Origin of the sequence: Thalassolituus sp. UBA2009 (assembly GCF_002335285.1) — a bacterium.
GTDB classification, from domain to species: Bacteria; Pseudomonadota; Gammaproteobacteria; order Pseudomonadales; family Oceanobacteraceae; genus Venatoribacter; species Venatoribacter alkanivorans.
This window is the reverse complement of the sequence record NZ_DDCJ01000015.1, coordinates 5,653-13,280: the sequence shown is the minus strand read 5'-3', so window position 1 is coordinate 13,280 and position 7,628 is coordinate 5,653. Positions and strand designations below refer to the sequence as shown.

The following is a 7,628-nucleotide window of genomic DNA, read 5'->3' as shown; positions in this document are numbered from 1 at the left end:
CTGGAGCAGTGTGACCTGTTTCTGAGTATCGGAACCTCAGGCCATGTTTATCCGTCTGCCGGATTTGTCGACATCGCCCGCCGGGCCGGTGCCCACACCGTAGAGATCAATCTGGAGCCTTCGAATACCGAAGATGCCTTTGCCGAGCACCTGTACGGCCAGGCCGGCCGGACACTCCCCTCCCTCCTGCAGCGGCTGCTGTAGTGTCTGCCGGCAATTAATCCTCTTTTTAAAACAAAGAGGCCTAAAGGCGCTTATATTTATTGGCAAACAATTAAGATTGTCCTGAATTCAGGATTATCGGTTGCAGATTTCATATCTGCTGACAAAACACAAACTAGCCTAAAATCCTCCCCAAGACTGGCCAAACCGTAATGAAAGGCCATGCTTATCAATAAGATATCCCGGCATTCATTCCGCCCGGCTCCCGCCAGCCCGCTAACAGGAATTGCGCATGATCCATGTATCCCGCCCTTTGTGGCTGCTGCCCGCTGCAGCATTAACACTACTGCTTACCAGTGGCTGCTCTGAGCAACAGGCCAGTGCAACCGCTACCGTGGTTCATCCGGCTAAAGTTTTCCAGATCAGCCCGGCCAGCCAGACAATGCTGCGACGCTTTCCCGCTCAGGTACAGGCCGCCGAACGTGCTGCACTGGCATTCCGCGTCAGTGGTGAACTGCTGACACTGCCGGCTCAGGCCGGTAAAGAAGTGCGTCAGGGAGACGTATTAGCACGCCTTGACCCCGCCGATTACCAGCTGCGTGTTGATGACCGTAAAGCCCGCTATGAACTGGCGGAGTCACAGTTTCAGCGGGTAAAAGACCTGTTTGAACTGGGGCAGATTTCCCAGTCACAGTTTGATCAGGCCAAAGCCGAACTGGATATCAGTAAAGCGGCGCTGGCCAGCGCCCGCACAGACCTGTCTTACACCACTTTAAAAGCACCGTTTTCCGGCGTTATTGCCGAAGTCTATGCCGATAATCATCAGCCGGTGGCCGCCGGTAAAACCCTGGTTATGCTGCAGGCCAAGGATCAGCTTGAAGTTCGCTTACAGATTCCGGAAAACCTGATGGCGCATATCGCCAAAAAAGAAAACACCAACTATCAGCCGGATGTTGAGTTTGAGGCCCTGCCAGGCAAGCGTTTCCGCGCCAGCTATAAAGAGCATACGGCTCAGGCCGATCCGGCGACCGGCAGTTTTACCATCACGCTGACCCTGCCCCGTCCGCCTTCGCTGAATTTACTGCCAGGGATGAGTGCCAGCGTGCACGTGGACCTAAGCCAGGTGCTGAGCCAGAGCAGCCAGAACCTGATTGTCCCACCCCAGGCAGTCTTTCAGGGCGAACAGCAGGCCGATGGCAGTTCGCAGGCGATGGTGTGGATAGTAACAGCTGATATGACCCTGCAAACACGCGCTGTAAAAATCGGCCAGCTGTCAACCGCAGGGCTGGAAATCACTCAGGGATTACAGCCAGGCGATACCATTCTCGCCGCTGGTGTTCATCAGGCCCATGAAGGGATGCGTATCCGCCCCTGGATTCAGGAACGGGGTCTTTAAGCATGAGTCAGCCACAGAACTCGGCCACCTACTTTATTAAGCACAGCACGACCAGCTGGATGATGCTGGCCATTTTGCTCGTCGGCGGAGCCATCAGCTATTTAGGGCTGGGCCGTCTTGAAGATCCGCAGTTCACCATTAAAGAAGCCATGGTGATTACCTACTACCCCGGCGCCAGTGCGCTACAGGTGGAGGAAGAAGTTACCGCACCACTGGAAAGCGCCATTCAGGCACTACCCTATATCAAGCATGTTGATTCCATTTCCAAGGCTGGTTTTTCCCAGGTTCATCTGGTGATTAAACCCACCTATAAATCCCATCAGCTGGCGCAGATCTGGGATGAATTGCGCCGTAAAGTGCATGATAAAACCCCGTCCCTGCCACCCGGTGCCAATGCTCCGATTGTGATGGATGATTTTGGCGATGTGTACGGTGTGTTGCTGGCATTGTCGGGTAACGATTACAGCTACGAAGAACTGAATGATTATGCCGACTATCTCAAGCGTGAATTATCGACGCTTAATGGCATCGCCAAGGTCACCATATCCGGCACTCAGCAGGAACAGGTATTTATTGATATTTCCCGTGAGCGCATGACCAACCTCGGCATTCCGCTATCGCGTCTGTATCAGTTATTACAGACGCAGAATACCGTACAGGATGCCGGCCATATCCGTATCGGCGACGAATATATCCGCATTCATCCAACCGGAGAATTCCGATCCGTTCAGGAACTCGGCGACTTACTGGTCAGCCAGGCAGGCTCCGATAAACTGATTTATTTACGCGACATTGCCAATATTTCTGAAGGTATTGCCGAAGTTCCTGACCACCTTACAAATTACAACCGTATGCCATCGCTGCGTATTGGTATCGCGTTTAACAGCGGTGTTAACGTTGTTGCTGTCGGTGAACAATTACGGCAGAAAATGGCAATACTGGATGCCAACCGTCCATTAGGAATTGAGCTGCACACACTGTACGATCAGCCAGCCGAAGTGGATGCTTCCTCCACCGGCTTCGTGCTCAACCTGCTGGCCTCCATCCTGATTGTGATTGTTGTACTGCTGCTGTTTATGGGCATGCGCGCCGGTATTATCATCGGCATTATTCTGTTGCTGACCATTCTCGGTACCTTTATTGCCATGAAGGTCATGGATATTCAGCTGCACCGGATTTCGCTGGGGGCGTTAATTATTGCTCTCGGTATGCTGGTCGATAATGCACTGGTCGTAACCGAAGGCATTATGGTGGGTATTAAAAAAGGCCTGTCACGAACCCGCGCCGCTTACGACATTGTGCAGCAAACCCAGTGGCCACTATTAGGTGCCACTGTAATTGCCGTTACCGCCTTTGCACCTATCGGTTTATCACCGGATTCAACCGGTGAGTTTGTTGGTTCATTATTTTATGTGCTGCTGATTTCCCTGCTGTTCAGCTGGATTACCGCCATTACCCTGACGCCTTTTCTCTGTCATCTGCTGTTTAACAAAGAAGAGCATCCGGATGCGGAAAGCGATCCTTACCACGGTTTTCTGTACGATATTTATCGTACAACCCTGAGCCTGATGTTAGCGCGCCGCGGAACGACCATGGGCGTGATGCTGGCTGCTATGTTTATTGCGATCTATGGCTACAGCTTTGTAAAACAAAGCTTCTTTCCGCCATCCAACACACCGATGTTCCTGATTGATATCTGGCTGCCCGAAGGCTCCGATATCCGCGCAACACAACAGCAGGCTCTGGCACTGGAAAATTATTTTCAGCAAAAAGAAGAAGTGGAATTTACCTCCTCCACGGTCGGTCAGGGTGAACTGCGTTTTATGCTGACCTACGCACCGGAGCGGCAGTACCGTGCCTATGCTCAGGTTATGGTACGTACTGCCGAGCGGGAACAGATTTCGGCATTAATTGATGATGCCCGCCGCTGGACGCAAAAAGAAATGCCGGATGCCTTCGTGAAATTCAAACGCCTGCAGATTGGCCCTGGCAGTGCCGCTAAAATTGAGGCCCGTTTTGCCGGCCCAGACCAGGAACAGCTACGTATTCTGGCCGAGCAGGCCAAACAGATTATGCGTGCAGACCCTGACACCGATAATATCCGTCACGACTGGCGCGAACGCGAGAAAGTGATTCGCCCAGTATTTAATGAAGAAAATGCCCGCCGCGCCGGTATTTCCAAACAGGATATGGACGATCTGTTGCAGCTCAGTTTTTCCGGAAAAAGCATTGGTCTGTACCGTGAAGGCACCACCCTAAAACCGATTATTATGCGCCCACCTGCGTATGAGCGGCTTGATATCGATGGCCTCACCGACCTGCAGATCTGGAGTCCGGTATTCAGCCGTTATATTCCGATCGGTCAGGTGGTTGAGCACTTTGATGTGGTGTTTGAAGATCCGATCATTGCCCGCCGTGATCGCAAGCGTACCATCCGTGTCTTTGCCGATCCGGATCTGGACGCTGACATCACCGCCGATGGTTTATTTAAGCGCCTGAAGCCACAGATCGAAGCCATCACCCTGCCACCCGGCTACGAGCTGAGCTGGGGGGGCGAATATGAATCGTCCAGCGAAGCTAAGCAAAGTCTGTTTGCCTCACTGCCGCTGGGCTATCTGCTGATGTTTATTATTACCGTGCTACTGTTTAACGAAATGCGCAGTGCGCTGGTCATCTGGGCCTGTGTGCCACTGGCGATTATTGGCGTCAGCGCAGGCATGCTGTTACTGGGCGCTGAATTCGGCTTTATGGCGCTGCTCGGTTTTCTCAGTTTGTCAGGCATGATTATTAAAAATGGTATCGTTCTGGTTGATCAGATCCGGCTCGAACTGAGCGAAGGCCGGGAACCATACGATGCGGTTTTTCATGCCTCGGTCAGTCGTCTGCGGCCGGTAACCATGGCAGCACTGACCACCATTCTTGGCATGTTACCGCTGTTGTTTGATCCGTTCTTCAGCGCTATGGCCGTGGTTATCAGCTTTGGCCTTGGTTTTGCCACCGTACTGACGCTGGGCGTAGTGCCGGTGTTGTACGCCATGAGTCATGGCATTAAGGCTCCCGTTAAAAGCTGATGAATCAACCGACATAAAAAAACCTCCGTCTGGAGGTTTTTTTATGGGTGCTACACCGTGAGATACGATGGAATCACTCACTGTCAGTCTGAAACATACGCTCCATTTCAGAGATTCCCTCTAATTCCATCAATAACTGTTCCCGCTCACTCTGGTCAACCGCCAGCCAGCTGCGATTACTCAGGCCACCGACGAGAGCATAAAGAAAATTCAGACTGGGCTTGGCCCGCCCCTCAGCGGCAGCCAACTGCTGTAAGCGGTAAAAAGCCATCACCGCGCCACAGCTACGTAATTGCTCAACATCGGTGATACCAACCAGTGCCAGTGACTGCTCACTTTTTTCACCCAGGCCGGGTAAATCCCGGATATATGTCGGACTCATGTATTTCCAATAAATGTATCATCATCTGGCTATTCAAACATGCAGATCGCCAGCTTGTCACATTCCCCTTGCTCCCCCTGCAGCATCCGTGTCGACAGACCCTAGTGATTCAGTGTCGGCATACCTGCCTGATACCAGTGAATGAAGTCAGATTCAGCAATCGGAGGTGAAAAAAGATACCCCTGCCCAACCGGACAACCACTACGGCACAGAAAATCCAGATCGGTTGGTTGTTCGATTCCTTCTGCAACAAGAGTAATACCAAGTTCGTTACACATTTTCAGGGTGTTTTCAAAAATCACCTGCAAATGCCCCTTGCCGGCAATACCATCAATCAGGCTCCGATCCACTTTCAGTTCCGTAAAGGGAATTTGTGATAACTGCTTAACAGATGAATAGCCGGTACCATAATCATCAAGTGATAAGCCACAACCAGCCAGACGCAAACGGGTCAGGACAGCCAAAGCCCGGGTCATATCCTGAATAACCGCGGTTTCTGTTACTTCAAAAATAATATTTTTTGCATCCGCTTCCATCGCCCGGATGTTATCCAACACAGCGTCACAAAAAATATTATTCTGGAAAGACGCCGCCGACAGGTTGATGGATATGACGGTGTTAAGGCCCTGAGAATTCCAGCGATTCTTTTGCTCAAGCGCCAGCCGAAGAACCTCCAGGCTCAGGTAATCAATTAACCCTTCCTGTTCGCTGACGGCAATAAAACGATCAGGATAAATCAGACTACCGTCTTCTTCCTGAATTCTCACCAGGGCTTCAATACCGTGCAGAGACATATCCGCCAGATTCATTTTGGGTTGGTAATGCAGCACCAGTTCCCGCTGGCCAATAGCGTGCTGCAAACGCTGCAAGGTGACCGGTCGCGAAGGTTTCGACGCAGACAGGGCTGAACTCTGATCCTGCTGTGCTCTGCAATCTGAAAATATTTTTGTCAGGGCATCTCGCGTCATCGGTTTTTTTACACTGCCAAGAACTCTCAGTCCACGCCTTGAAGCCATCAGACCAACGGCATAGATCAGGCTTTCTTCCCGTCCGCTAAGAATAATCAGGCCGCTGCCGGTACTGCGTGCGGCCAGTAAATCGACCAGTTCAATGCCGTTCATGTCCGGCATTTCCAGGTCGCAGATCAGCAAGTCAAACTCTTCCGCACGGCCATCAATCGCCTTCAGTGCAGTACGGCCATTGTCGGCCACAGCAACGTCTCCGGCACCGAGTTCAAGGCACATTTCAGCCAAAGCAGTACGCTGTACCAGACTGTCTTCCACCACTAATACTGACAATTGCGCCATATGAATTTCCGTAATATCCCTGTTGCCTCAGACATAGCGCATAATCACGCCAGCCACATCACCCAAGCCTATAACGTGCTGCACCGCACCGCGTTTTACGGCTTCCTTGGGCATACCATATACCACACAGCTGGCTTCATCCTGACCGAAGGTTTCAGCCCCTGATTCCAGCATTTCCTGTAATCCGCGGGCACCATCATCCCCCATGCCCGTCAGAATAATGCCCACAGCATTTTTACCGGCACAGTGCGCCGCTGAACGGAACAACACATCGACAGAGGGACAGTGGCGGTTAACGGCCGGACCCGATTTGACCGCAACATAATAAAACGCACCGCTGCGCGTCAGCGTCATGTGTTTACCTCCCGGTGCAACCAGTGCCAACCCGGGGCGGACACGGTCACCATCAACCGCTTCCCGGACTTCAATCGCGCAAATTGAATCCAGTCTTTTGGCAAATGCAGCGGTAAATTTTTCCGGCATATGTTGCACAATCACAATACCCGGAGCCGTAACCGGTAAGGTTGTCAGAATTTTCTCCAGTGCCAGAGTGCCACCGGTTGACGTACCTATTGCCACAACGGTTTCTGTGGTTTTAATCATCGCCGAACGTTCAGGCAGCAGTAGTTTGTGCTGCGTGTTCTGCACGTTAATCGTTTTCACGCGGGAGCGGGCGGCAGCACGCACAGCATCGACCAGTTCAGGTGCACTGGACTGCAGGAAATCTTTGACGCCAAGCTTGGGCTTGGTAAAGATTGCGACGGCACCAGCAGACAAGGCCTCTAGTGTCGTTTCGGCTCCCTTTTCCGTTAGCGATGAGCAAATCACCACCGGCGTCGGGCGCGACTTCATGATTTTCCGCAAAAACGTCAGTCCGTCCATGCGCGGCATTTCTACATCCAGAGTAATAACATCCGGCCAGTTGCCACGCATTTTATCAATCGCAAAATAAGGATCAGCGGCGGCCCCCGTGACTTCAATGTCAGGTTGGGCAGACAGGATGTCTGTCATCATATTCCGCACAACGGCGGAATCGTCCACTACCAGTACCCGGATTTTCCGTTCCATAACGCCTCACACTCCGCTCAACAGCTGAATTGTCAGCTTTCCGCTTGGCGGATTAAAAATTACTTTACGACCAGAGTTGCCACCAACGTCTTCCTGCCTGAGATGAAACCCGGCCTCAGATATAAACTGTTGCGCCAGATGATAATTACAGCTTCCTACCTGGAATCGTTCTGCCAACAGTGAAGCCTGCATGCTGCCTGCTCCTCCGGTAATCATGGCTTCAACATCCTCTGGCTTAAATC

General features: G+C 51.9%; 6 protein-coding genes and 1 pseudogene. 3 read left to right on the top strand and 4 right to left on the bottom strand.

Annotated features, from left to right (window positions below; translation table 11 throughout):
• The 3 genes and pseudogenes from B3P58_RS01530 to B3P58_RS01520 form a co-directional block, all read left to right on the top strand.
• Positions 1 to 204, top strand: a pseudogene (locus tag B3P58_RS01530) (NAD-dependent protein deacylase); the annotation flags it as partial.
• A 250-nt stretch (positions 205 to 454) separates the two neighbouring features.
• Positions 455 to 1,558, top strand: coding sequence for an efflux RND transporter periplasmic adaptor subunit (locus B3P58_RS01525; RefSeq protein ID WP_225691765.1), 1,104 nt, complete (start codon positions 455 to 457; stop codon positions 1,556 to 1,558).
• A gap of 2 nt (positions 1,559 to 1,560) precedes the next feature.
• Complete coding sequence (locus B3P58_RS01520) at positions 1,561 to 4,629, top strand: efflux RND transporter permease subunit (protein ID WP_286715571.1); 3,069 nt, start codon at positions 1,561 to 1,563, stop codon at positions 4,627 to 4,629.
• 73 nt (positions 4,630 to 4,702) lie between these two features.
• Here B3P58_RS01520 and B3P58_RS01515 read toward each other — a convergent pair whose 3' ends face one another.
• The 4 genes from B3P58_RS01515 to B3P58_RS01500 form a co-directional block, all read right to left on the bottom strand.
• Positions 4,703 to 5,011: a TfoX/Sxy family protein gene (locus B3P58_RS01515; RefSeq protein ID WP_286715569.1), complete on the bottom strand. Its 309-nt coding sequence runs from the start codon at positions 5,009 to 5,011 to the stop codon at positions 4,703 to 4,705.
• A 101-nt stretch (positions 5,012 to 5,112) separates the two neighbouring features.
• Complete coding sequence (locus tag B3P58_RS01510; protein ID WP_286715567.1) at positions 5,113 to 6,318, bottom strand: EAL domain-containing response regulator; 1,206 nt, start codon at positions 6,316 to 6,318, stop codon at positions 5,113 to 5,115.
• A 27-nt stretch (positions 6,319 to 6,345) separates the two neighbouring features.
• Positions 6,346 to 7,386: a protein-glutamate methylesterase/protein-glutamine glutaminase gene (locus B3P58_RS01505; RefSeq protein ID WP_286715565.1), complete on the bottom strand. Its 1,041-nt coding sequence runs from the start codon at positions 7,384 to 7,386 to the stop codon at positions 6,346 to 6,348.
• A 6-nt stretch (positions 7,387 to 7,392) separates the two neighbouring features.
• Positions 7,393 to 7,628: hypothetical protein (locus tag B3P58_RS01500; protein ID WP_414716552.1), on the bottom strand; the 236-nt coding region annotated here is incomplete at its 5' end.

Excerpts from the sequence above, each read along its gene's own strand:
- B3P58_RS01525 (WP_225691765.1), top strand. The coding sequence starts at position 455 with ATGATCCATGTATCCCGCCCTTTGTGGCTGCTGCCCGCTGCAGCATTA.
- B3P58_RS01520 (WP_286715571.1), top strand. The coding sequence starts at position 1,561 with ATGAGTCAGCCACAGAACTCGGCCACCTACTTTATTAAGCACAGCACG.
- B3P58_RS01515 (WP_286715569.1), bottom strand. The coding sequence starts at position 5,011 with ATGAGTCCGACATATATCCGGGATTTACCCGGCCTGGGTGAAAAAAGT.
- B3P58_RS01510 (WP_286715567.1), bottom strand. The coding sequence starts at position 6,318 with ATGGCGCAATTGTCAGTATTAGTGGTGGAAGACAGTCTGGTACAGCGT.
- B3P58_RS01505 (WP_286715565.1), bottom strand. The coding sequence starts at position 7,386 with ATGGAACGGAAAATCCGGGTACTGGTAGTGGACGATTCCGCCGTTGTG.